At 72.2% G+C, this 26,967-nt stretch carries 25 protein-coding genes and 1 tRNA gene; 8 read left to right on the top strand and 18 right to left on the bottom strand.

The window, feature by feature from the left end; all coding sequences use genetic code 11:
• Positions 1-49: 49 nt before the first annotated feature.
• The 5 genes from AOM46_RS11520 to AOM46_RS11505 all read right to left on the bottom strand — a co-directional run bounded on the left by AOM46_RS11520 (position 50) and on the right by AOM46_RS11505 (position 2,430).
• Entirely contained in the window at positions 50-832 is a 783-nt protein-coding gene (locus AOM46_RS11520) for an RNA polymerase sigma factor SigF (RefSeq protein ID WP_062209411.1), read from the bottom strand.
• Between the two features lie 145 nt (positions 833-977).
• Positions 978-1,136 carry a hypothetical protein gene (locus tag AOM46_RS33975; protein ID WP_158920384.1) on the bottom strand — a complete coding sequence of 53 codons (159 nt, stop codon included), beginning with the start codon at positions 1,134-1,136 and terminating at the stop codon, positions 978-980.
• Positions 1,137-1,252: 116 nt separating this feature from the next.
• Positions 1,253-1,339 (bottom strand) — tRNA-Ser (locus tag AOM46_RS11515).
• Positions 1,340-1,349: 10 nt separating this feature from the next.
• Positions 1,350-1,907: a tRNA adenosine(34) deaminase TadA gene (tadA, locus tag AOM46_RS11510; protein WP_062209408.1), complete on the bottom strand. Its 558-nt coding sequence runs from the start codon at positions 1,905-1,907 to the stop codon at positions 1,350-1,352.
• Complete coding sequence (locus AOM46_RS11505; protein ID WP_062209404.1) at positions 1,885-2,430, bottom strand: hypothetical protein; 546 nt, start codon at positions 2,428-2,430, stop codon at positions 1,885-1,887. The genes tadA and AOM46_RS11505 overlap by 23 nt, the downstream gene beginning before the upstream one ends.
• A gap of 263 nt (positions 2,431-2,693) precedes the next feature.
• Between AOM46_RS11505 and upp the strand changes: the two genes are divergently transcribed.
• On the top strand, positions 2,694-3,326 hold the full coding sequence (gene upp / locus AOM46_RS11500) for a uracil phosphoribosyltransferase (protein WP_062209401.1): 633 nt from the start codon (positions 2,694-2,696) through the stop codon (positions 3,324-3,326).
• Between the two features lie 48 nt (positions 3,327-3,374).
• On the opposite strand, the gene AOM46_RS11495 is transcribed toward upp, so the two are convergent.
• From AOM46_RS11495 to AOM46_RS11485, 3 genes are all read right to left on the bottom strand, one after another.
• Complete coding sequence (locus AOM46_RS11495) at positions 3,375-4,091, bottom strand: LytR C-terminal domain-containing protein (RefSeq protein WP_078856720.1); 717 nt, start codon at positions 4,089-4,091, stop codon at positions 3,375-3,377.
• Between the two features lie 135 nt (positions 4,092-4,226).
• On the bottom strand, positions 4,227-4,523 hold the full coding sequence (locus AOM46_RS11490) for a type II toxin-antitoxin system VapB family antitoxin (protein WP_062209395.1): 297 nt from the start codon (positions 4,521-4,523) through the stop codon (positions 4,227-4,229).
• A gap of 80 nt (positions 4,524-4,603) precedes the next feature.
• Positions 4,604-6,076 carry a M20/M25/M40 family metallo-hydrolase gene (locus AOM46_RS11485; protein ID WP_062209392.1) on the bottom strand — a complete coding sequence of 491 codons (1,473 nt, stop codon included), beginning with the start codon at positions 6,074-6,076 and terminating at the stop codon, positions 4,604-4,606.
• 152 nt (positions 6,077-6,228) lie between these two features.
• Between AOM46_RS11485 and AOM46_RS11480 the strand changes: the two genes are divergently transcribed.
• Positions 6,229-7,152 (top strand): AEC family transporter, encoded by a 924-nt coding sequence (locus AOM46_RS11480; RefSeq protein WP_062209389.1) that lies wholly within the window; start codon positions 6,229-6,231, stop codon positions 7,150-7,152.
• Positions 7,153-7,192: 40 nt separating this feature from the next.
• Here AOM46_RS11480 and AOM46_RS11475 read toward each other — a convergent pair whose 3' ends face one another.
• From AOM46_RS11475 to AOM46_RS11465, 3 genes are read right to left on the bottom strand one after another with little or no spacing between them, the layout of a single operon-like run.
• A complete protein-coding gene (locus AOM46_RS11475) occupies positions 7,193-8,119 on the bottom strand; it encodes a UbiA family prenyltransferase (RefSeq protein WP_234313740.1) in 927 nt (308 codons plus the stop codon).
• Complete coding sequence (locus AOM46_RS11470) at positions 8,103-9,305, bottom strand: 4-hydroxybenzoate 3-monooxygenase (RefSeq protein ID WP_234313739.1); 1,203 nt, start codon at positions 9,303-9,305, stop codon at positions 8,103-8,105. Before AOM46_RS11470 ends, AOM46_RS11475 begins: the two co-directional genes overlap by 17 nt.
• A gap of 22 nt (positions 9,306-9,327) precedes the next feature.
• The gene (locus tag AOM46_RS11465) at positions 9,328-9,924 is read right to left on the bottom strand and encodes a hypothetical protein (RefSeq protein WP_062209382.1); all 597 of its coding nucleotides are present in this window, start codon (positions 9,922-9,924) and stop codon (positions 9,328-9,330) included.
• Between the two features lie 290 nt (positions 9,925-10,214).
• On the opposite strand from AOM46_RS11465, the gene AOM46_RS11460 reads away from it, so the two are divergent.
• Positions 10,215-11,726: an SDR family oxidoreductase gene (locus AOM46_RS11460; protein WP_062210705.1), complete on the top strand. Its 1,512-nt coding sequence runs from the start codon at positions 10,215-10,217 to the stop codon at positions 11,724-11,726.
• A 31-nt stretch (positions 11,727-11,757) separates the two neighbouring features.
• Positions 11,758-13,119 carry a deoxyribodipyrimidine photo-lyase gene (locus AOM46_RS11455; RefSeq protein ID WP_062209378.1) on the top strand — a complete coding sequence of 454 codons (1,362 nt, stop codon included), beginning with the start codon at positions 11,758-11,760 and terminating at the stop codon, positions 13,117-13,119.
• 72 nt (positions 13,120-13,191) lie between these two features.
• Here the strand turns inward: AOM46_RS11455 and AOM46_RS11450 are convergent, their stop codons facing one another.
• Positions 13,192-14,346 (bottom strand): hypothetical protein, encoded by a 1,155-nt coding sequence (locus AOM46_RS11450; RefSeq protein WP_062209375.1) that lies wholly within the window; start codon positions 14,344-14,346, stop codon positions 13,192-13,194.
• Positions 14,347-14,514: 168 nt separating this feature from the next.
• On the opposite strand from AOM46_RS11450, the gene AOM46_RS11445 reads away from it, so the two are divergent.
• The gene (locus AOM46_RS11445; protein ID WP_062209372.1) at positions 14,515-16,740 is read left to right on the top strand and encodes a terpene synthase family protein; all 2,226 of its coding nucleotides are present in this window, start codon (positions 14,515-14,517) and stop codon (positions 16,738-16,740) included.
• A gap of 66 nt (positions 16,741-16,806) precedes the next feature.
• Here AOM46_RS11445 and AOM46_RS11440 read toward each other — a convergent pair whose 3' ends face one another.
• Positions 16,807-19,134: a rhamnogalacturonan lyase gene (locus AOM46_RS11440; protein WP_062209369.1), complete on the bottom strand. Its 2,328-nt coding sequence runs from the start codon at positions 19,132-19,134 to the stop codon at positions 16,807-16,809.
• A 413-nt stretch (positions 19,135-19,547) separates the two neighbouring features.
• Between AOM46_RS11440 and AOM46_RS11435 the strand changes: the two genes are divergently transcribed.
• A complete protein-coding gene (locus AOM46_RS11435) occupies positions 19,548-20,207 on the top strand; it encodes a sensor domain-containing protein (RefSeq protein WP_062209367.1) in 660 nt (219 codons plus the stop codon).
• A 175-nt stretch (positions 20,208-20,382) separates the two neighbouring features.
• Here the strand turns inward: AOM46_RS11435 and AOM46_RS11430 are convergent, their stop codons facing one another.
• The 5 genes from AOM46_RS11430 to AOM46_RS11410 form a co-directional block, all read right to left on the bottom strand.
• Positions 20,383-20,589, bottom strand: coding sequence for a cold-shock protein (locus tag AOM46_RS11430; RefSeq protein ID WP_062209364.1), 207 nt, complete (start codon positions 20,587-20,589; stop codon positions 20,383-20,385).
• A 233-nt stretch (positions 20,590-20,822) separates the two neighbouring features.
• Entirely contained in the window at positions 20,823-22,709 is a 1,887-nt protein-coding gene (locus AOM46_RS11425; protein ID WP_062209361.1) for a hypothetical protein, read from the bottom strand.
• A 77-nt stretch (positions 22,710-22,786) separates the two neighbouring features.
• On the bottom strand, positions 22,787-23,437 hold the full coding sequence (locus tag AOM46_RS11420; protein WP_062209358.1) for an MBL fold metallo-hydrolase: 651 nt from the start codon (positions 23,435-23,437) through the stop codon (positions 22,787-22,789).
• Entirely contained in the window at positions 23,434-24,519 is a 1,086-nt protein-coding gene (locus tag AOM46_RS11415) for an S-(hydroxymethyl)mycothiol dehydrogenase (RefSeq protein ID WP_062209355.1), read from the bottom strand. The genes AOM46_RS11420 and AOM46_RS11415 overlap by 4 nt, the downstream gene beginning before the upstream one ends.
• Positions 24,520-24,672: 153 nt before the next feature.
• Positions 24,673-25,203 carry a hypothetical protein gene (locus tag AOM46_RS11410; protein ID WP_062209352.1) on the bottom strand — a complete coding sequence of 177 codons (531 nt, stop codon included), beginning with the start codon at positions 25,201-25,203 and terminating at the stop codon, positions 24,673-24,675.
• 352 nt (positions 25,204-25,555) lie between these two features.
• Here AOM46_RS11410 and AOM46_RS11405 point away from each other — a divergent pair, with 352 nt between their 5' ends.
• A complete protein-coding gene (locus tag AOM46_RS11405) occupies positions 25,556-25,984 on the top strand; it encodes a pyridoxamine 5'-phosphate oxidase family protein (RefSeq protein WP_062209349.1) in 429 nt (142 codons plus the stop codon).
• 51 nt (positions 25,985-26,035) lie between these two features.
• Positions 26,036-26,953 carry a hypothetical protein gene (locus AOM46_RS11400; RefSeq protein ID WP_062209347.1) on the top strand — a complete coding sequence of 306 codons (918 nt, stop codon included), beginning with the start codon at positions 26,036-26,038 and terminating at the stop codon, positions 26,951-26,953.
• Positions 26,954-26,967 lie beyond the last annotated feature (14 nt).

Here is a 26,967-nt window from a genome sequence, read left to right as displayed (position 1 = left end):
AACGGCACAGCTGATGTGTGAGTTCCCGTAGTTGGGTCCTTCGTAAGCCTTACTTCTCGATCGGGTTTGCGGAACGCAGCCTGGTGAAGCTGCGGGCCAGCAGTCGGGAGATGTGCATCTGCGAAAGCCCCAACTCCGCGCTGATCTGCGACTGCGTCAGGTTGCGGTAGTAGCGCAACCAGAGGATGCGCTGTTCGCGTTCCGGCAGTTGCACCAGCAGATGCCGGATCAGCGCCCGGTGCTCGACGCCGGCCAGCCCCGGATCCTCGTAGCCGAGCCGGTCGACCAGCGCGGGCAGGCCCTCCTCGCGGTCCCTGGTGGCCTCAAGCGAGGAGACCCGGTAGGCCCGTCCGGCGTCCATGCTCGCCAGCACGTCCTCCTCGGGGAGTCGCAGCCGCTCCGCCAACTCCGCCGTGCTGGGCGACCGGCCGAGCGCCGTCGTCAGCTCCTCGGCGGCGGCACAGACCCGCGCCCACAGCTCGTGCAGCCGCCGGGGCACATGGACCGTCCGCACGCTGTCCCTGAAGTACCGGCGGATCTCGCCCACGATGGTGGGCAGGGCGAAGGTGGCGAACTGCACGCCGCGCGTGGGATCGAAGCGGTCGATGGCATGGATCAGGCCGATCGTGCCGACCTGGACGATGTCCTCCATCGGCTCGTTCCTGCTGTGGAAGCGGAGCGCGGCATAGCGGACCAGCGGCAGATTGGCCTCGACCAGCGCGTCCCGCACCCTGGCGTGCTCGGCGGTGCCTGTTTCGAGCCGGGCCAGCCGTTCACAGAGCGACTGGGTGAGCGCGCGAGCTCCGGCGCCTTTGGACCGCGTCACCGCCACCTGCCGACCACCCCTTCACGGTGCGTTAGCCGCAAAAGCAGTCATAGCATCACAAGACATATCCACCGTGCGCAAGCACCTGATCACAACGTGTTGATCGCGCGCGCCCGATCCCCAACGCGCGGGCGGCGGTGGCGACTCGCGCTCACCTCAACGGGGCGAACAGGGCGTCGACCGCCCCCGCCAACGCGGTGAAGACCAACTGGGCGAACTCCCCCGAGCGGTCGGGGAAGCTGATCACGGAGTAGAGCACACCCACGACCAGCAGATAGAGCCCGATCTTCCGCGCCGTCACCAGGGTCATCGCATGCCTCCCGCGCCGAGTGTAGCCATATCCCACCCCGCGGAGGGGAGCGCCCACCAACGCCGAAGGCCCGACCCCCTCGCGGGGGCCGGGCCGACGAACGTGGTGCTCAAGCGCGGTAGCGGAGGGATTTGAACCCTCGGTGGAGTTGCCCCCACACTCGCTTTCGAGGCGAGCTCCTTAGGCCGCTCGGACACGCTACCGAGAGAGAGCTTATCCCACCTGGGTGCGTGGGCCGAAACCGGTCGAGGAGTCGCCCGGGTTCCCGGGGGCGCGGAAGAAGTCGGTCAGGAGTTTGGCGCACTCGGCGCCGAGGACATCGGAGATCACTTCGGGGCGGTGGTTGAGGCGGCGGTCGCGGATGACGTCCCAGAGGGAGCCGGCCGCGCCGGTCTTGGCGTCGGGGGCGCCATAGACCACCCGGTCGACCCGGGACAGCACGGCGGCGCCCGCGCACATCGTGCAGGGCTCCAGGGTGACCACCAGGGTGCAGTCGGTCAGCCGCCATTCGCCCAGCCGCCGTGCCGCGTCGCGCAGTGCCAGCACCTCGGCGTGCGCGGTGGGGTCGGCGTCGGCCTCCCGTTCGTTGTGGCGCTCGGCGAGCAGCGGCCCCTCGGGCCCGCCGGGGCCGAGCAGGACGGCGCCGACCGGCACATCGCCGGCCCGCGCTGCCTGCCGCGCCTGGGTCAGGGCCCGGCGCATCGCCGGGCGCCACGGATCACGCAGCGGGTCGCTCACCTGCGGGCCATCACCTGACCGCCTCCAGGACATCGGCGCAGCCGAGCGCGTCGGCGATCTCGCCGAGCGCGTCGTCCGGGCTGAGGGTGAGCACGGTGCCGGTGTCGATGCCGAGATCGCTCAGCAGGTCGGCGTCGCCGACCGGGCCGGGCGGCGCCGTGTCGCCGCCGGCCGTCTCGTCGTCCTGTTCGTCGGTCAACTGCTCCTGCTCGTCCGGACCTTCCTCGGTGCCGTCGAGATCCACCAGACGTTCGAGCGCGTCGGGTGCGGTCGGCGAGCGGCCAAGAAGCTCGTCGGTGAGCAGAATCTCGCCATACGCGCTGCGCAGCGCACGTGCGGCGTTCGAGACGAAGACGCGCGGGTCGTCCTCGCCGTCCACCCGGACGAGGCCGAACCAGGCCCCCTCCTGCTCGATGCAGACGAGCACCGTCTCGTCGTCGGCGACGGCGGCACGCGCCAGCTCGGCCAACTCGTCGAGGCTCTCCACATCGTCCAGCTCTGTATCACTCGCTTCCCAACCATGATCGGTCCGCGCGAGCAGTGCGGTGAAGTACACCGTGGTTCTCCCCACTCGGTTCGGCAGTGCCCTTAAGGCCCTTGAGCATCGTGGCAGATAAGGGGTGCGCTGTCGGGTAACTCGGCAGTTCGCCAACGGTATGTCCGCGGGTGTTGTTCCCGTCCGTGGGCGCGGCCCTGCCGATGTCCACTCTCTACGCCGCCGCCACACCGTGTCCACCGGGGGGTCACGGCTGACCTGCGAACGGGCCGGGCGAGGGCGCGGGCGAACGGGTGTCAGTGGCGTTCGCTAGTGTCGAACACATGCGGACCCATGTCGTTGACCACCCGCTGGTGGCGCACAAGCTGACCACGTTGCGCGACGAGCGCACCGATTCCCCCACGTTCCGGCGGTTGGCCGACGAGTTGGTCACCTTGCTGGCCTACGAGGCCACCCGCGATGTGCGGACCGAGCAGGTGGACATCCGCACCCCGGTCACGGGCACCACGGGGGTGCGGCTCTCCCATCCCCGGCCGTTGGTGGTGCCGATCATCCGGGCCGGGCTCGGCATGTTGGACGGCATGGTGCGGCTGCTGCCCACCGCCGAGGTCGGCTTTCTCGGGATGATCAGGGACGAGGAGACGCTGGAGGCGTCCACCTACGCCAACCGGATGCCGGACGATCTGTCGGGCCGCCAGGTCTATGTGCTGGATCCGATGTTGGCCACCGGCGGCACCCTGGTCGCCGCGATCGACGAGCTGATCAGGCGTGGCGCCGACGATGTCACGGTGATCTGTCTGCTGGCGGCGCCCGAGGGCGTGGAGCGGCTTGAGGGCGCGCTCTCCGGCTCCCCGGTCACGGTGGTCACGGCCGCGCTGGACGAGCGGCTGAACGAGGAGGGCTTCATCGTGCCCGGCCTCGGCGACGCGGGGGATCGGATGTACGGCACGGTCTGAGGGGTGCTTCCCCCGGCGCCGGCGGCGGGCTGGTCGGCCGGCCCCAGGTCAGCAGTCCTGGGCGGCGGGGGTGGCCGTGTCGGGGTGGGCGAGTTCGGCCAGCAGGGCCTCGGCCTCGTCGGGCGTGGTGAGTTCGGTGAAGCCGTCGCCGAGCACCAGATCGACCGAGGTGGCCGGGTCCGCCTCCGTCTCCGTCTCCTCGTCGGCGGCGGCCTCCTCGTCCGGGGTGGGGGCGCCGGTCTCGGCGCCGGTCAGTTGGGTGGCGAGGACATCGACGGCGCCCGAGGCGTTGGCCGCCTCGGTGCCGAGGAGCAGTCCGGATGCGGTGACCTGCCCGTCCAGCTCCTCGGGGGCGTTGGCCACCTCGCCGATGAGAAAGCCGCGTTCCGCCAGCAGCTCGGCGGTGTCCTGGGCCAGCCCGGTGCGGGGGGTGGCGTTGTAGATGTTGACGGTGATGGCGGAAGGATTCGGCAGTTCGGCGCCAGCCGCCTCGGCATCACCCTCGTTGCCGTTCTCGGGGGTGGGCACGCACTCCCCGGCCGAGCCGGCGTTGGAGCTGGCGCGGGTGGCGCGCTCGCCGTCGCCGTCGCCCGTGAAGACATCGATGAGCTGGACGGTGCCGAAGCCGAGCAGGCCGAGGGCGGCCACCGAGCCCACCACCGCCAGCACTCTGCGGCGATGACGCGGGCGGCGCATCCGCGGGTAACGGTCGCCCGTGACACGGAATTTCTTGCCGCCCATGCCCGGGGGCGTCAACATGCTCATGTCGGCAGCGTAGTCAGAGTCGCGGCGACTGCCCAATAAATGATCAGCTGAATTGCTGGCTGGGCCCCGAACGGGGCAACGGACGGACCGTCCCCCGGGTGCGTGGCGGCAGGGGAGCCGCCCGGAAACGGACCCTCAGTCCAGCTCCAGCACCCGCGCGTGCAGCACCTGGCGCTGCTGGAGGGCGGCCCTGACCGCCCGATGCAGCCCGTCCTCCAGATAGAGATCGCCCTGCCACTTCACCACATGGGCGAAGAGGTCCCCGTAGAACGTGGAGTCCTCGGCCAGCAGGGTCTCCAGGTCGAGCTGTTGTTTGGTGGTGACCAGTTGGTCCAGGCGCACCGGGCGCGGCGCGACGTCGGACCACTCCCGGGTGTGGTCCCGGCCGTGGTCCGGATAGGGCCGTCCGTTTCCGATGCGCTTGAAGATCACACGGAGAGCCTACCGGGCGCGGCGCTCCGGTCGCAGCCTCCCGGCGTGGTAAGGGCGGAGGGCTCCGATGTCGCCGCAGGTCACCGCTGTTCGGCCGCGGTTTCGGGATCCGTGCCCCGTGGCCCGACGGGGGTGTGCCAGGCGTAGCGGCCGACGGCGTGCGCGATGGTCCTGGCGTTGATCTCCAGCGCCTCGGGGCTGATGTTCTCCAGGTCGTCGCAGCCCCGGTGGTAGCAGGGGTCATAGGGTTCGCCGGCGGTGCCGCCCCAGAGCGCGGCCTCCTCCTCGGTCTTGATCCCGTCGCCACCGGTGTAGGTGCCACCGGCCGGGATGCCGGCGGCGAGGAACGGGGCGTAGTCGCTGCGGTCGTTGAACGCGGTGGGGCGGGCCTGTTGCCGCTGGTCGCCGAGGATGGCGGTGAGGTCGTCGGCGATCAGCGCGGAGTCCTCCCGGTGGGAGGCGCCGTCGTAGACGAAGAGCCCGTAGTTGGGCGAGCCGATCATGTCGAAGTTGAGGTAGAGGGCGATGGCGTCCCGCTCCGTGGGGGAGAGGTTCTCCACATAGTGCTCGGCGCCGCGCAGGCCCAACTCCTCGGCGGACCAGAGGGCGAAGCGCATCCGGTGCGGGTGGTCCCCTTCGGGGGCGGCCGAGGCCAGTTGGAGCGCGGCCTCCAAGACGCCGGCGGCGCCCGAGGCGTTGTCGTTGATGCCGGGGCCATGGCTCACGGAGTCCAGATGGGCGCCGGCGAGCACCACATGGGAGGGGTCGCCGGTGCGGGTCTCGGCGATCACATTGGTGGTGTGGCGCTCCTCCACCAGCTCCCTCAGCTCCAGACGGACGGTGGGCGGCGGGGCGTCGGCCGGGGTGTCGGCGAGGGTGGCGGAGAGCGCCTCGCCGTCCGTGCCGGAGATGCCGCCGGTGGGGACGGCGTTCGGGTCGGGATCGCCCAGGGTGCCGGAGAGCTGTCCCGGCCCGGTGTTGTAGACCAGGACGCCCACGGCGCCCGCCTCGGCGGCGTGTGCCTGCTTGGTGGCGAAGGTGCAGTCGCCGCGCCGGACCAGGGCCACCAGGCCGTGCCAGTCCCGGTCGGCGAAGTCCTCCGCCGCGCAGCCGGCGCCGCCGTCGCCGTGGGCGTGCGCCTCGGCGAGCGGCGCGGTGCGGCCGCCCTCCTCGGTGTTGCCGGTGTAGGACATGGCCTTGACCGGGATATCGCGCTCCTCGGGGGTCAGCAGGGTCAGCTTCTCGGCGAGCGGTTCCCGGTAGGGGAAGGCGAAGCGTTGGTAGCTGACCAGGTAACCGGCGTCGGCGAGCAGGGTGCCGGCGTAGCGGGCTGACTCCTCGTGCCCCGGGCTGCCGGCCGCGCGGTGGCCCTCGTTCGCCTCGGCGACGGCCTGGAAGGCGGCGAGGTGGCGCAGGGTGCCGGCGGCGGTGGTGCCGGCGGTCATCCGGTCGGCCAGCTCCTCGCCGCGCGCGAGGGGATCGTCCGCCCCGGGCGCGAACAGCAGCCCGACGGCCAGTAGCGGGGTGAGTGCCGTCACGAGAACACTGATCATGAGACCGGACGTTATTGCAGAAAAGTGCTCAATTTGCGGACCAGAGCCCTGGCGAATTTGGCATGTTTGATCGCTTTTGGATGGATCGCCGGGCGATCTCGATATCCGAGCGCCACATTGACCGTTGATCACCGGCGGCGGAGAGTTCCACCATGCGTGGGGTGCTGACCGGGTTTGTGATCATCGCGTCCCTCATCGGCGTCGGCTACGTCCTGGGGCGGCTCGGCACGTTGGGGGCGAACGGACGCGAGGTGCTGACCCGGCTCGCGTTCCAGGTGGCGACCCCGGCGCTGCTCCTGGTGACCGTCTCGGAGGCGGACCTCTCGGCCCTGTTCTCGTCCCGGCTGCTGGTCGCCGCGCTGGCCATGGTGCTGGCCGCGGGCAGCTATGTGACGGTGGCCCTGGTGCGCCGCTGGGGGGCGGGGCCGACGGTGATCGGGGCGCTCTGCGCCGGCTATGTGAACATCGCGAACCTCGGTATCCCGGTGGCCGTCTACGTACTGGAGGACATCTCGCTGGTGGCCCCCGTGCTGCTGTTCCAGCAACTGGTGGTCACCCCCGTGGTGTTGACGCTGCTGGACCTGACCGGGGAGCGGAGCGATCCGGCGGGCGGCGTCTGGCGCCGGGTGAGCACCCCGTTGCGGAATCCCATTGTGTTGGGAGCGCTGGGCGGCGTGGTGGTGGCCGGAACGGGATGGAATCCGCCCACTTCGCTTCTGGAACCGATCACCCTGCTGGGCAACATGGCCGTGCCCGCCGTGCTGCTGGCCTTCGGGATCTCCCTGTACGGCAGCGAGCCGCCGGGGCGCGGCCCCGACCGCGCCCAGGTGCTGCTGGCGGTGGCCCTCAAGTCCGTGGTCGCGCCGTTGCTGGCCTGGCTGTTGGCGCTGGCCTTCGGACTCGACCGGGAGGCCCAGCTGATCGTGGTGGTGACGGTCGCCCTGCCCACGGCGCAGAACGTCTTCACCTACGCCTCCCACTACGGCGTCGGCCTCCGGCTGGCCAGGGAGTCCGTGCTGCTCACCACGGCGCTCGCCGTCCCCGTCCTCACCCTGGTGGCGGCGCTGCTCGGCTGACGGGCCGCCACCGGGGGGTCGGCGGGCTGCCCGGCCCCGGTCAGAGCCCCGTCAGCGGTCGGACCGCCAGCCCCGCCAGGGCCATCAGCAGCAGCACCACCGGATAGAGCGACGCGCGGTTGAACACTGCGAGCGCGGTCCGCGGATGGGGATCGCGCAGCAGCCGGAAACCGGGGGTGACCAGGGCGTAGCCGCCGGCCAGTACCGTGCCGGCGACGCCGAGGAGCCCGAACGCCGGATAGGCGGAGACCATCATCCCCACGCTCGCCAGAAAGGCGATCAGCAGCGCGCCGAAGGCCAGCACCACGCTCGCCCGGCGGCCGTAGACCACCGGGATGGTGCGCACCCCGAGGTGGATGTCCTCCTCGACGTCCGCCAGATCGTTGACGATGTTGCGGCCCCCGATCTCCCAGGCCGCCAGCCAGATCGCGAACAGCCAGAGCACCGGCTGATCGATGGCGTTGGTCACCGCGAACCAGCCGACGCAGCCGCCGAGCGCGACCATCACCCCGGTGAGCAGCGCCTTGTAGGGGGTGACCCGGGCGAGCTTGCAGTACAGCGCCTCCAGCAGCGCGGCCGCGACGAAGAGGACCACACAGACCCAGCTGATCAACGCCGCCAGCACCAGCGCGGCCGCGCCGAGCGAGGCCACCCAGGAGGCGGCCATGGCCAGGCTGAGCCGGCCCTGGGCCAGCGGATGGCGCACCCCGGCGCTGTCGATGTCGAAGCCGTCGTAGTCCCTGAGGTGGTCGAACCGCTGCTGGTCGATCCGGGCGTCGATCAGGTCGTTCACCGCGAAGACCGCGAAGAACGCGGCGAAGGAGGCCAGCGCGCACAGCACCAGCCGCCCGGGGGGCAGGCCACCGGCGAGCAGCAGGCCGAGCAGCGGCTGGGCCACACTGAGCGTCGCCTGGGTGCCCCGGGAGAATCCGTACAGCACACGGACGTTCTCAGCCAGGAGGGTCATCGAACCCATCCTCCGCGCCGGAGCCGACATAGCGATGGGCGAAGGCGGCCGACTCCGGACCCGGCTCGGCCAGTCGGCGTATCGTGGCCAACCGGTCCGTCAGCTCGGCCCGGGGGGACCCGGCGTCCGGGCCCGCCGGCAGATGCAGCAGCCTCAGCAGCCACTCGGAGAAGCCCAACACCCGCCGGGCGTCGGCGAGTCGTTCGGCGCTGTAGGCGGCGAGCGCCCGACCGTCGCCGTGTCTGACGCGGTTCACCAGGGCGGTGGCCAGATGTGCCGCGTCCGCGATGGCCAGGTTCATGCCCTTGGCACCCGACGGCGTCAGCACATGCGCCGCGTCGCCGGCCAGCAGCAGCCGGCCGTGGCGCAGCGGCTCGGTGAGGCTGCTGTGCATCCGCAGCATCCGCACCTCGGGCAGCGCGCCGATCGTCGGCAGCGGCTCCGCCGAACCGTCGGTCAGCCGGCCGCGCAGCTCCCGGACGATCCGGCTCGCCGGCCAGGCCGCCGGCGAGTCCCCCGGCGGGCACTGGAGATAGAAGCGGCTGACGTTCCGGCCGCGCGGCATCATCCCGGCGAAGCCGTCGCGGTGCACCGCGTACACCACTCCCTCGGCCGGCCGGTCCACCTCGGCCAGCACCGTCAACCAGTCGTACGGATAGCGGCGGTTGTGAACGCGGTGCCCGGTGGCGGGCAGCGCGGCACGCGAGACGCCGCGAAAGCCGTCGCAGCCAACCACGTAGTCGCATTCGATCTCCATACCTTCACACTTGAGCCGGGGACGTCGGGACGCGATGTCCGTCACCGCCCGCACGGTATGGGAGAACAGGGGTGGGCAGCCCGCCTTCTCCAGGGTCCCGATGAGGTCGGAAACCAGGCGCTGCTGCGGGTAGACCCAGTGTTCACGCCCGCCGGAGCACGCTCCGTAGTCCACCCGAACGGTGTGCCCCAGACAGCGGAAGTCGCACCAGCCGTGGCGGGTGGCGCCGGCCAGCAGACCGTCGGCGAGCCCTTGCTCGCGCAGCCACCGCACGGTGCGGTGTTCCAGCAGACCGGCGCGCTGCCGCGCCTCCACCCGCTCCCTTGAGCCGCGCTCCACCACCAGACAGTCGACGCCGGCCCCGGCCAGCACATTGGCCAACGCCAGCCCCGCGGGACCGGCGCCGACGATGCCGACCTGGGTACGCATTCGCCGCATCTTCGAGGTCCCCTCAGCCGACCGGGACGAACGAGGGGTTGAACAGCTCGTTGATCAGCACCAGCGGCTCGTCGCCATGCCAGACCAGATAGGTCTTGTAGCAGGCCGTTCGGTGGTCGCCGTCCTGCTCCCAGGGGCGCCGGCCGGTGTCAAGCAGCGTGCGTCGGTGCCCCGTGCCGGCCTCGGTCAGCGCGCGGCCCAGCGGTATCGAGGTGCTGGTCAGACAGTGCTCGAAGGCGGGCGCCAGATCCAGCCGGGCGACCACGTGGTTGACGGACAGCGGCTCGCCGCCCGTCCTGACGGTGGCGGTGTGGCGCACCAGGACGCCGTTGTCCTCGCCGGTGCGCAGCAGCGCGGCGACCCCGGCGCCGGTCTGTCGGGCGGTGACCCGTAACTGGGCGAGAAAGCGCAGCCGCAACGATTCTCCGGACAGGGATTCCAACAAGGTGGTGGTCTGTCCCTCGCTGCTGAGCAGCATCCGGGTGAGGGGGGAGGCGAAGCCCCGGGTGCGGACGAGGGGGCGTTCGCGGGCCGCGGCCGCCGCCCGCTCCAGCGGGAAGGCCAGCGGGAACACCAAGGGGAAGACACCCGACGGCGTCGGCACGGACATCCTGATCACTCCTCACCGTGGGCATCCGAAGGGGCCAACGGTCGTCACGCCCGTCAGGTCACGGCCAAGACCCCGGGGCGAACGCACATGCGAGGATTCGTTCCGCTTGGGGAACCCGACCCGTCCTTTTCACTCGAACGGGGAAACGCGATCCGATCATCGATTCCGTGCTGATCGGATCGTGGGAGCGGGCCGGCCCGAGACTTCCGTTTGCGGCCGCCGTCCCGGCGGCCAAGCATGAACGTGACGGGGAACGCACGGGTGTGCCGCGCCGCCGATCGGAGGCTCAGATGGGGCAAGCCGAAGCAGAACCGTCACTGCGCTGTCTGGTCACGGGTGCCACCGGCTACCTGGGCGGCCGGCTGGTGCCCGAACTGCTCGCCGCCGGCCATACGGTGCGCTGCCTGGCGCGAAAACCCGCCAAGCTGCGCGGCCGCTCCTGGGCGGGACGGGTCTCCGTGGCACGTGGCGATGTCACCGACGCCGACTCGCTGACCGAGGCGCTGCGGGACATCGATGTGGCGTACTACCTGGTGCACGCGCTCGGCGGCGGTTCCGACTTCGCCGAGACCGACCGGCGCGCGGCGAGGATCTTCGGCGAACAGGCGCGCGCCGCCGGCGTGCGGCGCATCGTCTATCTGGGCGCGCTGACCCCGCCCGACGTGCCCGAGGAGGAGCTTTCGCCGCATCTGCGGTCGCGGGCCGAGGTGGGGCGCATCCTGCTGGAGTCCGGGGTGCCGACGGCCGTGCTGGGCGCGGCGGTGATCATCGGCTCCGGCTCCGCGTCCTTCGAGATGCTTCGCCATCTGACCGAACGGCTTCCGGTGATGACCACGCCGAGTTGGGTTCGTTCCCGGGTTCAGCCCATCGCTGTTCGGGATGTGCTGCATCTGCTGGTGGGCTGCGCCCGGCTGCCCGAGCATGTCAGCCGGCGGTTCGATATCGGCGGCCCCGATGTGCTCACCTACGAGGCCATGATGCGGCGTTACGCGCTGCACGCCGGGCTGCGGCGTCGGGCGATCCTGCCGGTCTCCGTGCTCACCCCCCGGCTGTCCAGCCTCTGGGTCGGCCTGGTCACCCCCGTGCCCCGGGAGCTGGCCCGGCCGCTGGTGGAGTCCCTGCGTCATGAGGTGGTCTGCCATGAACAGGACATCACCTGCTATGTGTTGCCCCCACCCGGCGGCTTCCTCAGCTTCGATCTGGCGCTGCGCCGCGCGCTCCGCCGGGTCGGCGGCGCCGAGGCGGTCGCCCCGCCCGAGGCCGTGGCGCCCAGCGATCCGCTGCCCAGCGATCCCGCCTGGGCCGGCGGTTCCCTCTACGCCGACCGGCGCGAACGGGTGGTGAACGCGCCCCCCGACGCGCTCTGGCGGGTCGTCGAGGCGATCGGCGGCCAGAACGGCTGGTACTCCTCGCCGCTGGCCTGGGCGGTACGTGGCTGGCTCGACACCCTCTGGGGCGGCTCCGGGCTGCGCCGGGGCCGCCCCGACCCGGCGCGGCTGCGGCTCGGCGACGCGCTGGACTTCTGGCGGGTGGAGGCGCTGGAACGCGGCTCCCTGCTGCGGCTGCGGGCGGAGATGCGGCTGCCGGGGGAGGCCTGGCTGGAGTTGGGAGTGAGCCGCGACCCGGCGGGTCGGACGGTCTACCGGCAGCGGGCGCTCTACCATCCGCGAGGGCTGGCGGGTCATCTCTACTGGTGGGCCGTCGCGCCCTTTCACGCCTGGGTGTTCGGCGGCATGGTCCGCAAGATCGCGGCGCGCGCCGAGGCGGGCCCGGTGGCGGTGCCCATGCCGGCGCACCCCTGAGAAGACTTTCCGAGAGGCTCCCGGAGGAGCGATGGATGTCTCGATCGCGCTGTTCACCGCCGACCTGCGGCTGCGCGACAACCCGGTGCTGCGCGGGGCGTTGGACGCCGCGCGGCGGGTGGTGCCGCTCTTCGTCGTCGACCCGGCGGTCGCCGAGGCCGGCTTCGTCGTACCCAACCGGGCGGCCTTTCTGGCCGACGCGCTCGCCGAGTTGGACGAGGCGCTGCGGGCGCGCGGCGGCCGCCTGGTGGTGCGGCACGGCGACGCCGTGGCCGAAACCGCCAGGGTCGCCGCCGAGACGGGCGCCGGCGAGGTCCATCTGGCGGCGGGCGTCAGCGCGTTCGCCAACCGGCGCGAACGGCGCCTGCGCGCGGCGCTCGAACGGGACGGACGCGCCCTGCGGGTCCATGACGCGGTGCTGACGGTGGTGCCGCCGGGCGCGCTGGTGCCCACCGACCGCGACCATTTCGCGGTGTTCACGCCGTACTTCCGCCGCTGGGACCGGGAGCGGGTGCGGGATCCGTTGCCGGTGCCCCGCTCGGTGCCGGTGCCCGAGGTGCGTTCCGAGCCGCTGCCGGAGGGCGCCTCGCTCGCCAAGGGGACCCCGTCGCCCGGCCTGGCCAGGGGCGGCGAGGCCCGGGGTCGACGGCGACTCTCGGCCTGGGTCGGCCGCCATCTCGACGACTACCACGAGGCGGCCGACGATCTGGCGGCCGACGCCACCTCGCGACTCTCCCCGTTTCTGCACTTCGGCTGCCTCTCGCCCACCGACGCGCTGCACCAGGCACGCCGGCGCGGCGGTCCGGGCGCGGACGACTTCGTGCGGCAGCTCGCCTGGCGCGACTTCCACCACCAGGTGCTGGCCGCCCGCCAGCCCGCCGCCCACCGCGACTACCGTCCCAGGAACGACCGTTGGCGCGACGACCCCGCCGCGTTCGACGCCTGGCGCGCGGGACGCACCGGCTACCCGGTGGTGGACGCGGCGATGCGTCAACTGCGCCACGAGGGGTGGATGCACGGACGGGCACGGCTGCTGGTGGCCAGCTTTCTGACCAAGACCCTCTATCTGGACTGGCGCGCCGGCGCGCGGCACTTCCTCGACCTGCTGGTGGACGGGGACATCGCCAACAACCAGCTCAACTGGCAGTGGACGGCCGGCACCGGCACCGACACCCGCCCGGGGCGGGTGCTCAACCCGCTCACCCAGGCGCGCCGCTTCGACTCGGAGGGGGACTATGTCCGGCGCTGGGTGCCGGAGTTGGCCGGAATCGAGGGGCGCGCGGTGCATCAGCCCTGGCGCCTGCCGGCGGCCGAGCGCCCCGACTACCCACCGCCGCTGGTCGATCTGGCCGACGGCGCCCGCCGCTTCCACGCCGCGCGCGACCGGGACTGACCCAAGCGTCGGCCGAGGGCCGGTGACGCCTCGGCCGGCCGGGCCGGCCGGGGGCAGGCGCCGGTCGGCGGCCTATTCGCCGCCGCCACCACCGCCCCCGCCGTCCGAGCCGCCGCCCCCTCCGTCGCCGCCGCCGAAGAAACCGCCGCCGCCCCCGTCACCGCCGCCTGACCCGCCGTCGCCGCCGAAACCACCGGAGCCGCCCGAGCCGCCTTCCGTCCAGCCGTCGCCCGAGGCGCCCGGCCCCGAATCGTCCTGGTGCTCGCCCAGCCCGGTGGGCCAGGCCTCCGCCCAGAGCAGGTAGTCGTCGGAGCGCGGCTGCGGCCGACGGTCGCCGAACCGGACGGTGCCGACGGCGTCGCCCAGGCCGAAGCAGGCCCCGAAGAAGTGGGCCACCACGGCATCCGACGGATCATCGGTGAGGTGCTGGACATCGGCCAACGGCAGCAGCGCCTCGGGCGCGTCCCCCGGGGGCCGCGCCGCTGGGCGGGTGAGCACCGCGACCGGCTGGCCGTTCCTGCTGAGCCGGGAGGTCCGGCGGAAGGCGCGGGTCAGCTGCCACTCGGACGTGCCGGCCCGCAGGGTGACCGTGTTCCTGGCGGCTCGCCAGCGGAACCTGGCGTCGAGCGTCGCCCGTTCCCCGCCGACCGTCACCACCAGGCCGAGCAGCGCGGACCTGTCGTCGTTGTGCCAGCCGGCGGGGCCGCGCAGCCGCACCGGTGGCGCGCCCTCCGTCCACACGTCGGCGCGGACCAGGCGGCGGTCGACGGCCACCAGGATCGGCCGGCCGTGCGGGCCGGCGGCCTCTCGGCGCGCGATCCACAGCGGGACGCCCTCCCGTTCGGCCAGCGCCGCCGCCCGCCGCACGGCCTTCCGGCCGCCCGACCACTGGACGGCCGTCTCGCCGAGCGCGGCGGCGAGGGCGGCGACGTTCCGCACCCTGACCGGCACCGTCGCGCCGCTGGCCCGGGTCACCGGCAACACGCCGGGTCCGTGCGGGAGTTCCGACAGCTGACGTTCGCTGCCGCCGCCGCCGAGCCAGGCGCCGCGCAGCCAGGCGTCGGCCATCGCCACCAGCCGCAACTCGGCCAGCGGGGTGCGCCGCCGGCCGATCCGCAGCTCGCTGCCGTCGAGTTCTACGGGCGGCGCCCCGAACGGATTCCAGGACCGTTTCTCGGAGTAACGCACGCTGGTGTGAGGGGTGTTGGTGGTGTTCGGCGTGTTCATCGGAGTGGTCTCCCCCTGTCGCTCACTCGCTCCGGCTTCCACCGGAAAGCCCAACTCATATGACTAATTAGCGACTTGGGTAGTTCCACCGAATGGCGGGTATGGCTGGGCCGATCGGGCGCGGTGAAACGCGAGGAACGGCACGGACAGGGCGGAAAAGACGAGACCATGGCACAACCGTTTGATTTGCCGGACTTCTATATGCCGCACCCCGCGCGGCTCAACCCCCATCTGGAACACGCGAGATCGCACACCAGAGCCTGGGCCCGCCGCATGGGCATGCTGGAGGGCTCGGGCATCTGGGAGGAGAGCGATCTTGAGGCGCACGACTACGCGTTGCTCTGCGCCTACACCCACCCGGACACCTCGGCCGAGGGATTAGCGCTGGTCACCGACTGGTATGTCTGGGTCTTCTTCTTCGACGACCACTTCCTGGAGACATTCAAACGCTCCCAGGACCGCGAGGGCGGCAAGGCGTATCTGGATCGGCTGCCCGCCTTCATGCCCATGGACGGAACGCCGCCCCCCGAGCCGACCAACCCGGTCGAGGCCGGGCTCGCCGATCTCTGGGCCCGCACCATCCCCGCGATGTCGGCGGACTGGCGGGCCAGATTCGCCGAGAGCACGGAGCATCTGCTCAACGAATCGCTCTGGGAGCTGTCCAATATCAACGTCGGCCGGGTGCCCAACCCGGTCGAGTACATCGAGATGCGCCGCAAGGTCGGCGGCGCCCCCTGGTCCGCGGGCCTGGTCGAGTACGCCACGGGCGCCGAGGTGCCGGCCAGGGCCGCCGCCAGCCGCCCGCTGCGGGTGCTCCGCGACACCTTCTCGGACGGCGTGCATCTGCGCAACGACCTCTTCTCCTACCAGCGCGAGACGGAGGAGGAAGGCGAACTCAGCAACGGCGTCCTGGTGTTGGAGACATTCCTCGACTGCACCACCCAACAGGCCGCCGACGCCGTCAACGATCTGCTGACCTCGCGTCTCCAGCAGTTCGAACACACCACGTTCACCGAGCTGGCGCCGCTCTTCGCCGAGACCGGCCTCGATCCGGCCGGGCAGGCCGCCGTCCTCGCCTATGTCAAGGGCCTACAGGACTGGCAGGCCGGCGGACACGAGTGGCATCTGCGCTCCAGCCGCTATATGAACGAGGGCGCCGTCGACGCCGGCGCCGGCGGGCCCAGGCTCGGCGCGCTGCCCCTGGGGCCCACCGGCCTCGGCACGGCCGCCGCCGATCTCCCCGGCGTCGCCGGCCGGTTGGGCTCCCGCCGGCTGCGCGCCTTCAGCCATCTGCCGCATCCGGTCGGCCCCTCCCGACTGCCGGACTTCGAGATGCCGTTCACGGTCCGGCTCAGCCCGCATCTGAACGCCGCGCGGCGCCATGTGGTCGAGTGGTCGCACCGCATGGGCCTGTTGCGGCCCCAGCCGGGCCATCCCGCCTCCTATGTCTGGGACGAGGCCGATCTGGTCGACTACGACTTCCCGCTCTGCGCCGCCGGCATCCACCCGGACGCCGCCGAGGAAGGGCTCAACCTCACCTCCTGCTGGCTCACCTGGGGCACCTACGGCGACGACTACTTCCCCGCCGTCTTCGGCCGGTCCCGGGATCTGGTCGGCGCCCGCGCCTGCGTCGCCCGGATGTCCGCGTTCATGCCGGTCGACGGCAGCGCCCCGGCCGCGCCGGCCAACGCGCTGGAGCGCTCCCTGGCCGATCTCTGGGCCAGGACGGCAGCCCCGATGGACCAGGAGGCGCGGCGCACCTTCCGGGCCACCATCGAGACCATGGTCAACAGCTGGATCTGGGAGCTGGAGAACCAGGCGTGGAACCGCGTCCCCGATCCGGTGGACTATGTCGAGATGCGCCGGATGACGTTCGGCTCGGATCTCACGATGAGCCTCTGCCGCCTCGGCCACGGCCGGCGCGTCCCGCCCGAGGTCTATCGCAGCGGCCCGATGCGTTCCCTGGAGAACGCCGCGGCCGACTACGCGGCGCTGCTCAACGACGTCTTCTCGTACCAGAAGGAGATCGAGTTCGAGGGGGAGATCCACAACGGCGTGCTGGTGGTGCAGAACTTCTTCGACTGCGACTACCCGACGGGCCTGGCCATCCTGCACGATCTGATGAAGTCCAGGATGCGCCAGTTCCAGCATGTCGCCGCCCATGAACTCCCGGTGGTCTACGACGACTTCAACCTGAGCGCCGAGGCCCGCGAGGTGCTGGACGGCTATGTGCGGGAGCTGGAGAACTGGCTCTCCGGCATCCTCCTCTGGCACCAGGACTGCCATCGCTACGGCGAGTCCGATCTGCGCCGCCTCCCCGGCCCCCGGGGCATCGGCACGATGGCCGCCCGCCTGCCCCGACCGGCCCTGGGGGGCGCCGCCGCCGGGCGCTGACCCAACTGGGCCGGCCCGCCCGGGAGGTTGTCCCGGGCGGGCCGGCGGGCCGTGGCTCCGCCGTCGCTACCGGCGGGGCAGCGGCACGGTCGACCAGTCCATGTCCGAGGCCAGATAGAAGCTCGGATAGGCCGGCTGGTTGTAGGTGGTCTGCTGCCTGGCCACCTCCACCCGGTACTGCGGATCATGCATCAGGGTGTAGAGCTTGTGCCCGGTCACCTCGGTGCTCAGATAGATCCGCATCGCCGAGCTGTCCTCGGTGCGCACCAGCAACTCCTCACGCCAGTCGCCCAGAACATCGGCGACCAACGAGGGGTTGCCCTTGGTGTGGTTGTTGGTGCGGGTGCCCTCGGCCGTCAGCAGTCGGCCGCGCGTCCAGTCGTCCACGGTCGGCGTCTCGTCCAACGCGCCGTTGACCAGCTGGGTGGTGGGCTCCGCCGCGAAGCGGATGCTCATGTTGGTTCCCGGGATCTCCGTGCCCAGCTGCTCGCCGGCCGCGCTCCACAGGCCGACCCCGTTGGACGCCCAGGTCTCCAGGCCCGGCACGTCCGGGTCGATATCGCCGACCATGCCGCGCCCGGTGTCCACGCCGGTGTAACCGCCGTAGATCACCTCGCCGTCGGCGGCGTCCCGCAGGGCGTAGCCGAGCGGGGCCCAGGCGCCGCCCTCGTGCACGGTGAAGATCTCAAGTCCCGGGCGGTTCGGGTCGATGTCCGCCACATGCATGGCGTCCCCGTGGCCCAGCCTGGCCTCCTCGCCCGGCGCCGCGCTCTCCGGCGGCATCAGATGGCCCGAGCTGTAGAGCAGACCGCCGTCGTCGTCGATGGTGGCGGAGCCGTAGACGATCTCCTGCCGCCCGTCGCCGTCCACATCGGCCGAACTCAGCGAGTGGAAGCCCTGGGTGGTCAGCGTGCCGAACTCCGGATCGGTGCCGTCGACGCCGTGCGGGGAGTCGTTGAACGGGTTGGACATCGGGGCGAACCCGCTGTCCACGGTCCACTCCTGACGCAGCTGCCGGCCGTCCCAGCGGTAGGCGGCCAGAGTGCTTCTGGTGTAGTAGCCGCGGGCGAAGACGGCCGAGGGGTTCCGCCCGTCGAGGTAGGCCACGGTGGCGAGGAACCGGTCGACACGGTTGCCCGGTTCGATCCGGCTCATGGCGTAGTCGCCCCACATCAGCCCGTCGTCATGCCGGTCGGGCCAGTACCGGACGGTGTCCAGCTCCCGGCCGCTCCTGCCGTCGATGACGGTGAGGTATTCGGGCCCGTCCAGAATGAAGCCCTCGAAGGCGCGCAGATTGTTGCGCTCGCTGCGGGACGGTGCGTAGACGTCGATGAAGTGGTCGACCAGGGCCTCCGCGTCCGCCGTGGACAGCGGGTAGGCATAGCTCGGCTCGATGCCGAAGGCCTCCTCCAGGGTGGCCGGCCAGTTGCCCGCCACCACCTCGGGATGCTCCGACCACCCCTCGAACATCTCGACCAGATGCTGGCGGTAGTCGTCCGCGCTGAGTCGGTAGTCGTCGCCATGCCCGTAGCCGGCCCTGACATCGCTTCGAGGCATGGTGATGTACTGCGAGGAACGCACCCGGCCGCGCTCGTCATAGCGGATGATCCGACTGCCGGGGGCGGTCTTCAACATCAGCTCGGAGCGGCCGTCGCCGTCGAAGTCCGAGACCAGGAACTGGGTGTAGTGCGCGCCGGCGCGCACGTTGACGCCCAGGTCGACGCGGTGCAGCAGCGTCCCGTCGAGCCGGTAGGTGTCCAGATAGACGGGCCCGGTGTAGCCGACCTGGGAGACGTCCTTGGAGTTCGACGGATCCCATTTGACGACGTACTCGTAGGCGCCGTCGCCGTCCATGTCGCCGACGCTCATGTCGTTGGCGTGGTAGGTGTACTCCTCGCCGGCCGGCGTCACCCCGTCCGCCGGCTTGCGCAGCGGGATCTCGTGGAAGGCCTCGGATGCCGGAGTGACGGGGGCGCTCGGCCGCTGCTCGCGTCCGTCGACCACGGCGGCCACCCGGTAGCTGGACTCCGCACTGCCGTCCGTGTCCAGGAAGTTGGTGCTGTCGGTGACCGTGGTCAGGGCCTCCCCGTCGCGGTAGACGACAAAGTCGGGGCCGGCCACGCCGGTCTCGGTATGGCCGGTGGCCTCGGGCCCGAGCAGCCGCCAGCTGAGGAACACCCCCTCGTCGGTATGGACGGCCACCAGGCCCCGGTCGAGTCGTTCCATCCGTGGGCCCTGGGCATGGCCGCCGGGCCCGCCATGGCCGCCGTGGTCGCCGGACTGGCCCTGGGCCACGGGGGCGCCGGTGGCCAGCAGTCCGGCCGCCAGCAGGGCGACACCCAGCCGGCGTCTCGCGCCGTAGGGGTGCCGGATGCCTCGCTGTCGAGGTCGCATCGGAGTCCTTCCGCCGTGCGGGTGCGTCGATTGAGTCGTTTCAATAGGGTTCGAGTGGGCGCGACAGTATGAGCGTGGCCGGGATCGGTCAAGGGGGTGGGCAAGGGCTTTCTACGGGGCGCTGTCGTCGGCCCACGGACGGGAGTCGGCCCGGCGCCCCCGCCCCCCCCGGCGGTGGGGTGCGGGGTGAACGGTCCCGGGTGTCGGCGGGTACACCCCCGTCCGGGGGGTGGCCGGGCTGACGTCCGCCCCCGGGCCCGGAAGGATTGTTGACACGCGGTCACCGGCTCCTGGCCCCGGCGGAGGAGCCGGCCGCGGCGGGGCCGAGCGGCCCGGGGAGCGGCGGAGACCCGGGGAACCCTCGGGATTCCGCGAGGACTTCACGGGAACGTCAACAGACTTGGGGGAGCGCGATGAACACGGCGAGCTTGATGGACTCGACTCGGGTCGGCGCCTCGGCGGGATCCGCGGTGCGGGGCGGGACGCCCGGTCGGCTGTCGGCGCCCTGGCGGGCGCTGGCGCTCGCGGCGCTCACGCTGGTGGCCTCGGTCCCGCTCTTCTGCCTGGCCGTGGTGTCCGTCTGCCTGATCCCGGTCGGGATCGGGCTCTACACCACTCCGGTGCTGCTGGGCTGGATCAGGGCCCTGGCGGATCAGCGGCGCGAGCTGGCGATCCGGTGGGCCGGGCTCTCGTTGCCCGCTCGGCAGGAACTCCCGGCGCGCGTCGACGCAAACGCGCCGGCGCGCACGCTGGCGCTGTTGCGGGACGGCAACAGCTGGCGGCAGCTGTGGTGGTTGCTGACCGATATGACCGCGGGATGTGTGGTCGCCCTGCTGCCCGCCGGGCTGATCGCGCAGGGCGTCTACGGCTATGTGTTGGCGGCCGGAGTATGGGAGCCGATTCACCGGGCGGACGGCACCCACTGGTATGCGTTTGTGCCCGTCGGCGATCAGCAGACGGCGAATCTCGCGGCGCTCGTCGGCACCGGGACACTCGTGCTGGGGATCCTCATCGGACGCGTCTGCCTGCGGGGTCACTTTCGGGTGGTCGGGGCGACGCTGGGGAGTTCGTGAATCGCGGGTGAACTCCGCCGTACAACGGAGGAGGCCCCGGATGGCGGAGACGCGATCCGGGGCTCGCTCCATGCCGCGGAACGCGGTCGGCGGCGCGGTGCGCGCTGGCCGGCCGGGCGGCCTGGACATGCGAACGGCCGGGGGCGCGCCCCCGGCCGGACGGTGTCTCCCCAGGTCAGGCGATGGGGGTGATGTTCTCGGCCTGCGGGCCCTTCTGGCCCTGGGTCACGTCGAACTCGACCCGCTGGCCCTCGTGGAGCTCGCGGAAGCCCTGGGCGGCGATATTGGAGTAGTGCGCGAAGACGTCAGCGCCGCCGCCGTCCTGCTGAATGAAGCCGTAGCCCTTTTCCGAGTTGAACCACTTGACGATTCCGGAAGCCATACCTTTTCCCCTGCTGAATTCCATGCCAGCCCCACACTTTGTGGGGCTGAACTGTCGCCGCAATGAGTCCGTCGGGAAATGGCCGGCACAAAAAACGCGCCTGCGGGCCATATCCCGCCAGGCGCATAAAACGTTCATGGGTAACATGACTGCAACGCCGCCCAGCCTAGCACGGGCGATGGCGAATCGGGGGAGCCAAAACGTTATCGCGTCGCCCGGGAGTCGGGCCGGTCTCAATGGGGGTGATCGGGCCGGGCGAGGTCGAGCGCGGCGCCCAGGCGGAGCCCGCCGGGGGCCCGCAGCGGGCCGGTGGCGAAGCGGTGCCAGGCGTCGGCGTCGTCGCCCAGCGCCTCGGTGATCACCGAGAGCACGGTGGGCCCGCTCGCGCCCGGCTCGGGCGCCGGCGCGGAGAGCGCGGCGTGCGCCGGCAGCGCCCTGATGGTGTGGGCGTCGGCCCGCCCGGACGCCAACACCGCCCGGGCCCAGGTCTGTTCCGCCCAGGGCTGGTCGGCGAGCCGGTCGGGCAGCTCGTCGGTGAGCCGGCGGAGCGCCTCGGTGGGCGCCGAATGCGCCTCCAGCAGTTCGGCGAAGGCGGGCCCCGAGCGGTAGCCGCGCACCGCGTGGCCCAGCAGCAGCCGCTCGGCCAGCGCGTCGGAGACGCCGTCGCGGACCAGTCGGCCAAGCATCTCGGCCGGCTGAAAGGCGAGTTCGGTCGGCGTGGGATCGGCCGGGATGCCGCGCCAGCCAAGGCCGAGCAGTTCCCTCAGCTCGTTGAGCAGCTCGTCGTAGGCGCGGTCGTCGGCCGCCGGGTAGGCGCCCCTGCGGAGGCGGCGGTGTCGGCGGCCGCGTTCGGCGTCGGCCAGCAGCTCGCCGGCGCCTTCCCGGAACGCCGGGCGCAGTGCCGGGAGTTCACGGGCCAGGGGGAGCAGCCAGCCGATCTGTTCCGGTCGGCAGAGCGGGAAGTCGGGGCGTGCGCGCCAGAGTTCGAGCGCCCGGAGCGCGGTCAGCGCGAAGCGCTCCCGCAGCGCGGCGCGGGTCTCGGGCGGGGTGCGCCAGGGGCGGGATTCGTCGGCGGTCAGCAGCGGGCCCCAGCGTTCGGCCACCGCGCGGGCGACCCAGTCGGAGGCCGTGCGCAGCCCGCGTTCCGGGGTGGCGCCGAACTCCCCGAGGTAGGCGAGCGGCAGCCTGCGGTCCCCGGCGGGCAGGGCCTCCAACTCGTCGGCGACCAGCTCGGCGGTCGCCTCCGACGAGTGGCCGGCCAGCAGACTCAGACAGATCCGGCTGGTCAGGGCGGCGCCGGCGAACCGCGCCAGATCGTCCTCGGCCAGGGCGACCAGCAGCTCGGGCTCGACCGTCCAGGGCAGCGCGCCCAGCAGCAGTTGGCGCACCACGGTCGCGGCCTGTTCGGCGTGCGCGTCGTCGAGCAGCGTCAGCAGCCGGGCATAGCGGGTGGGGTGGGCCGTCAGCACGCGGCGCCATATGGTGCGCCAGGCGGCGAGCGCCGCGCCGTGCCCGGTCACCCAGGCGCTCAACTCCTCTCCCTCCCGCAGCTGGGCCGGCGGCCCCGGCAGCAGCGGGATCGCGGCGTCGAAGACCTCGTCGGCGAGATCGGTGGAACGGAGCACCAGCTGGGCGGTGTCGGGCCGGTCAAGGGCCTCGGGGGTGACGGGGGCCGGCGGGGCCGGGGGCAGGCGGCGGCGCAGCTCGGCCACCACGCCGGCGCGCAGGGACGCGGGCGCGCCGGCGTGCGCGAGGGCGCCCAGACGTTCGTCCGCGCTCCCCCGCAGGGCGGCCTCCCGGATGGCGGGCGCGCAGTCCGGATGGGCGAGCGCGGTGAGCGTCAACTGTCGGTCGGCGTGCGGTGGTTCGGCCGTCGCGGCCGCCGTGAGCAGCCAGTCGGGTGCGGCGGCGGCGCAGGGCCCGGCCAACAGGGCGGCCAGCAGCGCCGTCAGGTCGGGGCCGGCGGGCAGTTGGCGGGCCGTGCGCAGGGCCAGCCGGACGACCGGGGACGCCGGATCGGCGTCGCGCGACAGCGCGGCCAGCAGGGGGACGGGCAGCCGCACCCGGTCCGCCGCCCGCCCGGGGCGCGCTTCGTCTCCCGCGAGGTCGTGCTCCGCCACGTCGATCTCCCCCTCCGCCCCGGTACATCCGGGCGTGAGCCTATGTCGTACCGGGGCGGGGGCGGTGGGGGCGGGGGTCAGTGCCCCCTGGCGATCCACTCGGGGAGGTGGGGCGCCTCCTCGCCGACGGTGGTGTTGTCGCCGTGGCCAGGGCGCACCACGGTGCCGTGCGGGAGGGTGAGCAGCCGTTCCCTGATCGAGTCGACGATGGTGGGGAAGTCGGAGAACGAGCGTCCGGTGGCGCCTGGGCCGCCCTGGAAGAGCGTGTCGCCGGAGAACACCGTGCCGAGCGCCGGCGCGTAGAGGCAGATCGCGCCGGGCGCGTGCCCCGGCGTGTGCAGCACCGTCAGCTCGGTCGCGCCGATCACCAGGGTTTGCCCGTCGGTGAGTTCACCGTCCGGGGCGCGGTCCGGGTGGGTGGCGGCCCAGAGCGGCAGATCGTCCGGGTGTAGCAGGACGGGCGCGCCGGTGCGGCGGGCCACCTCGGGTGCGGCGTTGACATGGTCGTTGTGCGCGTGGGTGGAGACGATCGCCCGCAGGGTGCGGTCGCCGACGGCCTCGACGATGGCGTCGGCGTCATGGGCCGCGTCCACCACCAGCACCTCGCTGTCGTCGCCGACCAGCCAGACGTTGTTCTCCACCTCCCAGCTGCCGCCGTCCAGTTCGAAGGCGCCGGCGGTGACCACCCGTTCCACCCGGGTGCCGCGCGCCGCTGTGTCGCCGCTCATAGGACCACCACCGAACGAAGCACGTCGCCCGCATGCATGCGGGCGAAAGCCTCCTCAACCTGGTCGAGGTTGATCGTCTCGCTAACGAAGGCGTCCAGATCCAGTCGGCCCTGGCGATAGAGATCGATCAGCATCGGGAAGTCCCGCGACGGCAGGCAGTCGCCGTACCAGGACGACTTCAGCGCCCCGCCCCGGCCGAAGACGTCGAGCAGCGGGAGATCGATCCGCATCTCCGGGGTCGGCACGCCGACCAGCACCACCGTGCCGGCCAGATCCCGGGCGTAGAAGGCCTGTTCATAGGTCTCCGGGCGGCCGACCGCCTCGATCACCACATCGGCGCCGAAGCCGCCGGTCAGCTCGCGGATCGCAGCGACCGGGTCCGTCTCGCCCGAGTGCACCGAGTGGGTGGCGCCGAGACGCAGCGCGGTCTCCAGCTTGCGCTGGTCGATATCCACCGCGATCACCTTGGCGGCGCCCGCCAGCCTGGCGCCCATGATCGCCGCGTCGCCCACGCCGCCGCAGCCGATCACGGCGACGCTGTCACCCCGGCCGACCCCGCCGGTGTTGATCGCCGCACCGATACCGGCCATCACCCCACAGCCGAGCAGCCCGGCGGCGGCCGGGGAGGCGGCGGGGTCGACCTTGGTGCACTGGCCGGCCGCCACCAGCGTCAACTCGGCGAAGGCACCGATGCCGAGCGCCGGGCTGAGCGGCGTGCCGTCGGCCAGCGTCATGGCCTGTTTCGCGTTGTGGGTGTTGAAGCAGTACTGCGGACGGCCCCGCAGACAGGCCCGGCACTGCCCGCACACCGCACGCCAGTTGAGCACCACGAAGTCCCCCGGCGCGACCTCGGTGACGCCCTCGCCGACCGACTCCACCACGCCGGCCGCCTCGTGCCCCAGCAGAAAGGGGAAGTCGTCGTTGATGCCGCCCTGCTTGTAGTGCAGGTCGGTGTGGCACACCCCGCAGGTGCTCACCCGGACCAGGGCCTCGCCCGGGCCAGGATCCGGCACCAGGATGGTCTCCACCCGGACCGGCTCGTTCCTGCCGGGCGCGATCACACCGCGTACCTCATGTGCCATAAGTGCCCCTCCGGCGCTTTTGTCGATCAGGAACCAGCCATTCTGGTTCACCTCGAAGACGTCGGAAACCCCCTACCCACGCACGTCGGCCAACTCCTGGGCCAACTCGCCGGGCGGGCTGTCGGGCAGGCAGTCGGGCGGGCTGTCGGGCTTTCAGCGCGGACGGATCGCAGCGGGGCCGCTCGGCGTCAGCGCGGTGAGCGTCCAGCCGGTGACCGCGCCATAGGCGGCGTGCGGGAGCAGATCGCTGATCCAGTCCTTCGCCGACCAGCTCCTGGGGTCGCTCACCCCCAGCCCGGCCATCGGCGCGTTCGCCGCGACCAACGCGCCCAGCGCCGCCGCCGTGCCGCCGAGCAGCGGCCCGGGCCGCCAGCCGGCCGCCCGGCCGAGGCCAAGCGCCGCGCCCACGCCGATGCCGGTCGCCAGGCCGAGGAGCGGCCCGAGCCCGGCGACCCGGTTGGCGCGTGCCGCGCCATGGCCCGGCACCGGCACGTGGCTGACCTCGGAGAGGCGTTCCACGGTCTCGCTCGGGGTGTCGCTCGACGCGCGACCGCGCAGCACCATGTCCAGATAGCTGACGGCGTTGAGCGCGCTGGTGCCGGCGGCGCCGGCGACCGCGCCGCAGAGCAGGCCGACCAGCGGGCCCGGCGGGAGATATGACGGGTTCTGTCCGGTATTGGTCACGGGTCGAGGCTACGACGGGCCTCGGGCGCGCGCAGCGCGAAGGCGCGGTGTCACGCCGTTGTCAGTGGCGGATGGCAGGCTGTTGCCGGTCGCTCGGGACAGCGACCCGCCGATCGCGCCGTAGGGTGTCCGATCCTGTGCGGTCGTCAGATCGCGGGGAACAACGGCCGCTCGCGGATGGCTGAGACAGCGGGTGCCGCTGTTCCGTTCCGGCGGCGGTCCGTCGTGTCCACGGGGGGCGCGGCGGGCCGCCGCCGGGGCGGTGCGCGAGACGCGCGTGGTTCGGGGGCGCCGCGGGGCCTGCCCGGGTTTACGAGGTTCACGAGGTTCACGAGGAAGAGGAACGAAACGCATGCCACTCACTTCCCAGGAGCGGGAGAGCTTTCTGGCCGAGCCGCATATCGCGGCGTTCTCCGTGGCCTCCGGCCGGGCGGATCGCGCTCCGCTGACCGTCCCCATCTGGTACCAGTACCAACCGGGCGGCGATATCTGGATCCTGACGGGGCGTGACTCCCGCAAACACCGGCTGCTCACCGAGGCCGGCAGGTTCACCCTGCTGGTGGAGCGGCTGGAGCCCAGCATCCGCTATGTCTCCGTCGAGGGCCCGGTGATCGGCGTCACGGACGGCACGGAGGCCGAGCTGCGCGAGATCTCCGCCCGCTATCTGCCGCCGGAGAAGGTGGAGGGCTATGTCGCCTTCGCCCTCGCCGACCACGGCTCCCAGGTGGTGGTGCGGATGCGGCCCGAGCGCTGGGTCAGCTCGGACCTGGGCACGGTCTGACCCGGCCGGCCCGGTCGGCTCGTTGTCAGTGCCTCGTGGCAAGGTGTGAGCATGCTGGAGATCACGGTGCTGACGGAGAATCAGGAGCGGCATGTCCGCCCGTCCGTCGATGAGTTGGCCGCACTGGTGCGGCGGGTCGGTGGCGCGGACGACAGGTTCCTCGTCGTGCGGCGGGTGCCGGATCTGCCCGAGTTCGTTATCCAGCTGTGGCACGAGGCGGGCGAGGACTACACCCTGGAGTACCGCGACGGCGGGCCCGAGCAGCACTTCGGGGTGCGGCTCGACGCGGCGGAGCCGGTGATCGCCGCGATGGTCGGCTGGGCGCGTCAGGAGAGCGGCTGGGACGCGGGCCTGGAGTGGACGCCGGTCGGGCTGCCGGTGCCCCCGGCGCCCCCGCCGCTCGAACTGTCGGAGAAGGACGCCGACGCGCTGCACGACCGGGTGCGCGAGCTGCTGCTCGCCGGCTATGCGACACGCGCGGAGCTGGCGGAGGCGGCCGAGGACTATCTGGTCACGGACGAGCGCCGGCCCGTCTCCCGGGGGCAGGCCAGGGAGTTGGTGGACCGGATGTGGCTGGAGCGGGTCGAGGAGCAGGCCGGCTGGGAGGGCGAGACGGATCCGGAGCGGATCACCCGCGCGTTCGAGGCGCTTGGCGCGGCGGGGATCACCGCCAGAGAGCATTTCGCCTGCTGCCGCAGCTGTGGTGTCGCCGAGATAGGCGGGGAGAGCGAGCCCGACGCGCGGGGCTTCGTCTTCTTCCACTACCAGAGCACCGAGTCGGCCGCCGGCGGCTATGGCCTGACCCTGCACTACGGCGGGTTCGACGGCGCGCCGGAGACCACGGCGGCCGTCGGCCGCGAGGTGGTCGCGGCGCTGGGCGAGGTCGGCCTCACCACGGACTGGAACGGCAAGCCCGATCAGGCCATCGCCGTCACCCCGCTGGACTGGCGCCGCAGGCTGGTGGGTTGATGCCCCCGGCGGCC

This window comes from Streptomyces sp. NBRC 109706, assembly GCF_000974485.1.
Lineage (GTDB): Bacteria > Actinomycetota > Actinomycetes > Streptomycetales > Streptomycetaceae > Streptomyces.
This window is presented reverse-complemented; position numbering and strand designations above follow the sequence as displayed.

What these genes read in the sequence shown, in the direction of transcription:
- AOM46_RS11455 (WP_062209378.1), top strand. Translation starts at nt 11,758, where the DNA reads ATGGATGTCTCGATCGCGCTGTTCACCGCCGACCTGCGGCTGCGCGAC.
- AOM46_RS11450 (WP_062209375.1), bottom strand. Translation starts at nt 14,346, where the DNA reads ATGAACACGCCGAACACCACCAACACCCCTCACACCAGCGTGCGTTAC.
- AOM46_RS11400 (WP_062209347.1), top strand. Translation starts at nt 26,036, where the DNA reads ATGCTGGAGATCACGGTGCTGACGGAGAATCAGGAGCGGCATGTCCGC.
- upp (WP_062209401.1), top strand. Translation starts at nt 2,694, where the DNA reads ATGCGGACCCATGTCGTTGACCACCCGCTGGTGGCGCACAAGCTGACC.
- AOM46_RS11475 (WP_234313740.1), bottom strand. Translation starts at nt 8,119, where the DNA reads ATGACCCTCCTGGCTGAGAACGTCCGTGTGCTGTACGGATTCTCCCGG.
- AOM46_RS11470 (WP_234313739.1), bottom strand. Translation starts at nt 9,305, where the DNA reads ATGCGTACCCAGGTCGGCATCGTCGGCGCCGGTCCCGCGGGGCTGGCG.
- AOM46_RS33975 (WP_158920384.1), bottom strand. Translation starts at nt 1,136, where the DNA reads ATGACCCTGGTGACGGCGCGGAAGATCGGGCTCTATCTGCTGGTCGTG.
- AOM46_RS11495 (WP_078856720.1), bottom strand. Translation starts at nt 4,091, where the DNA reads ATGAGCATGTTGACGCCCCCGGGCATGGGCGGCAAGAAATTCCGTGTC.
- tadA (WP_062209408.1), bottom strand. Translation starts at nt 1,907, where the DNA reads ATGTCCTGGAGGCGGTCAGGTGATGGCCCGCAGGTGAGCGACCCGCTG.
- AOM46_RS11480 (WP_062209389.1), top strand. Translation starts at nt 6,229, where the DNA reads ATGCGTGGGGTGCTGACCGGGTTTGTGATCATCGCGTCCCTCATCGGC.
- AOM46_RS11460 (WP_062210705.1), top strand. Translation starts at nt 10,215, where the DNA reads ATGGGGCAAGCCGAAGCAGAACCGTCACTGCGCTGTCTGGTCACGGGT.
- AOM46_RS11405 (WP_062209349.1), top strand. Translation starts at nt 25,556, where the DNA reads ATGCCACTCACTTCCCAGGAGCGGGAGAGCTTTCTGGCCGAGCCGCAT.
- AOM46_RS11445 (WP_062209372.1), top strand. Translation starts at nt 14,515, where the DNA reads ATGGCACAACCGTTTGATTTGCCGGACTTCTATATGCCGCACCCCGCG.
- AOM46_RS11485 (WP_062209392.1), bottom strand. Translation starts at nt 6,076, where the DNA reads ATGATCAGTGTTCTCGTGACGGCACTCACCCCGCTACTGGCCGTCGGG.
- AOM46_RS11440 (WP_062209369.1), bottom strand. Translation starts at nt 19,134, where the DNA reads ATGCGACCTCGACAGCGAGGCATCCGGCACCCCTACGGCGCGAGACGC.
- AOM46_RS11420 (WP_062209358.1), bottom strand. Translation starts at nt 23,437, where the DNA reads ATGAGCGGCGACACAGCGGCGCGCGGCACCCGGGTGGAACGGGTGGTC.
- AOM46_RS11435 (WP_062209367.1), top strand. Translation starts at nt 19,548, where the DNA reads ATGAACACGGCGAGCTTGATGGACTCGACTCGGGTCGGCGCCTCGGCG.
- AOM46_RS11465 (WP_062209382.1), bottom strand. Translation starts at nt 9,924, where the DNA reads ATGTCCGTGCCGACGCCGTCGGGTGTCTTCCCCTTGGTGTTCCCGCTG.
- AOM46_RS11415 (WP_062209355.1), bottom strand. Translation starts at nt 24,519, where the DNA reads ATGGCACATGAGGTACGCGGTGTGATCGCGCCCGGCAGGAACGAGCCG.
- AOM46_RS11430 (WP_062209364.1), bottom strand. Translation starts at nt 20,589, where the DNA reads ATGGCTTCCGGAATCGTCAAGTGGTTCAACTCGGAAAAGGGCTACGGC.